This window comes from Frateuria sp. (genome assembly GCF_013362045.1).
Classification (GTDB): Bacteria; Pseudomonadota; Gammaproteobacteria; order Xanthomonadales; family Rhodanobacteraceae; genus Frateuria_A.
Map to the genome: position 1 here is coordinate 1 of NZ_JABFWW010000020.1, position 2,372 is coordinate 2,372.

Below are 2,372 nucleotides of genomic sequence, written 5' to 3' on the forward strand. Positions count from 1 at the left end.
GAACAGGAAACGCAGCACCAGCAACATCGTCAAGGACGTCGAGAACGCGGTGGCCAGTTCGAACAGCGAGAACAGCACCACGTCCAGCATCAGGATCGGCCGGCGCCCGTAGCGGTCGGCCAGGCGGCCGAAGACCAGTGCACCCAGCGGCCGCGCCGCCAGCGTGAGCAGCAACGCCAACGTCACGTCGGCCTTTTCCACCCCAAATTCTTGCGCTATCCCGACGATCACGAAGGTCAGCAGGAAGTAGTCGAAGGCATCCAGCGTCCAGCCCAGGAAGCTGGCCAGCACCGTGTGGCGCTGGTCGTGGTCCAGCTCTCGCAACGTGGACAGAACACCCATGCCTCGCCCCCAGCATCAACCCGCAGTCATCAGGCTAGCACGCGGTCCCGTGCGGGCCGCCGGGGAGTGGTGCGCAGCAGGATGACTTGCCTCCCCGATCATCGTAAGTTCTTGCTTCGGCACGCCGAGTCCGGGGAGGACCGGCATGCCGCAATGGCGGCGAGACGTGGCATGAGGCCACCGATCGCCCATCCAATTCCTTGGGAGGGAAAACACCAATGATGCAAAAACCGCTTGCCGGCGCCCTGCTTGGCGCCCTCGGCCTGGTCGTGGCCGGCGCTGTCCAGGCAGCCACGCCGAACCACATCCGCACGTCCGCACTGGGTCACCTGACTTCCAGCGCCTTGGCGCAACGCTTGGGGATGGATCCCCAGGCCTCGCTGGCTCCGGGCCTGCAGCTGCGCACTGCGCGCGGCACCGTCAAGACCCGCGAGGCCCAGCTGTTCAACGGCGTGCCGGTGTATGGCCGCAGCGTGGTGGTCGAACGCGACGCCACCGGCAACGTACAAAGTGTCGATGGCCATCTTTCCGGTGGACTGGGCTTCGACCTCGCCTCGGCCACGCCGCGCCTGGACGGCGCACGCGCGGTGGCGGTGTTGCGGCAGCACGCCGGCCTGCTGCCGCTAGGCATCGGCATCGACGCGGTAGCGGACAGCGACCTGCAGAACGTCAGGCACGATCTGTACGTCTATGCCGAAGGCAAGAAGGCGCAGCTGGTCTACCTGACCTCGTTCTTCGTCGATCACGGCGGCCGGCCTTCGCGTCCGACCGCGATCATCGATGCCGATACCGGCGACGTCGTGGCGAGCTGGGAGGGCCTTGCCACCAAGGGCAAGCCCGGTGGCGGCGGTGGCGGCACCGGCACCCCGGCGTCGGCCAACGGCCCGGGCGGCAACCAGAAGACCGGGCAATACTTCTACGGCAGCAATTACCCGGCGCTTGCGGTCACGCAATCGGGCAGCACCTGTTCGATGGTCAATCCCGACGTCAAGACCAACGACATGAACCAGAGCCGCAACCGCGCGACGCTGTGGGCCTTCACCTGCCCCACCAGCAGCGGCGACGGCATCAACGGCGCCTATTCGCCGATCAACGACGCGCACCACTTCGGCGGCGTCGTGCACGACATGTACAACGCCTGGTTCGGCGCCCCGCCGCTGAACATGCAGCTGGTGATGAACGTGCACTACAGCCGCAACTACGAGAACGCGTTCTGGAACGGCAGCTCGATGAACTTCGGCGACGGCGCCAGCACGTTCTATCCGCTCACCGCGCTGGACGTGACCAGCCACGAGATCAGCCATGGCTTCACCGAACAACACTCGAACCTGCAGTATTCCGGCCAGTCCGGCGGCATGAACGAGGCGTTCTCCGACATGGCCGGCGAGGCGGCCGAGTACTACGACCGCGGCGCCAACGACTGGCTGGTCGGCGCCGACATCATCAAGAACGGCACCGCGCTGCGCTGGATGTGCACGCCAAGCAGGGACGGCCGCTCCATCGAGAATGCCGCCGATTACACCAGCACCCTGGACGTGCACTATTCCAGCGGCGTGTACAACAAGGCGTTCTGCACTCTCGCCAAGTCGGCGACCTGGAATACGCGCAAGGCGTTCGAGGTGTTCGAGCGGGCCAACGCGATGTACTGGACGGCCACGGCCACCTTCAACTCCGGCGCCTGCGGCGTGGAGAACGCTGCGGTCGACTACGGCTACCCGCGCAGCGACGTGGTGGCCGCATTCAACGCGGCAGGCGTAACCTGCCAGTAAACCGGACCACAAGCGGCCGCACGAAAGAGCCCGGCCGCAGGCCGGGCTCTCGTCCTTGCGCAGCCGACGCGCGGCGGACGGATTCATCCGGGCGGGCGCATGCGTCCCCTGCACATTCGCGCCGCGATGGCAGGCCTATACTGGAATTCCGTCCCTGGAGCACGGCCATGCAGCGAACGTTCCTTCGACGCAGGTTGCGCTGCACGGCGGCAGCCGTCGCCGCCCGATCCGGCTCCGCGCCTTGACGGTGCGCCCGCGCCA

General features: G+C 66.7%; 2 protein-coding genes. One reads left to right on the forward strand and one right to left on the reverse strand.

All coding sequences use genetic code 11. The features are described from left to right. Positions 1–342 (reverse strand): MFS transporter (locus HOQ08_RS01115; protein ID WP_291190310.1); only part of this gene is annotated, 342 nt, incomplete at its 3' end. 218 nt (positions 343–560) lie between these two features. Here HOQ08_RS01115 and HOQ08_RS01120 point away from each other — a divergent pair. Then, positions 561–2,111, forward strand: coding sequence for a M4 family metallopeptidase (locus HOQ08_RS01120; protein ID WP_291190313.1), 1,551 nt, complete (start codon positions 561–563; stop codon positions 2,109–2,111). The last annotated feature ends 261 nt before the right edge of the window (positions 2,112–2,372 follow it).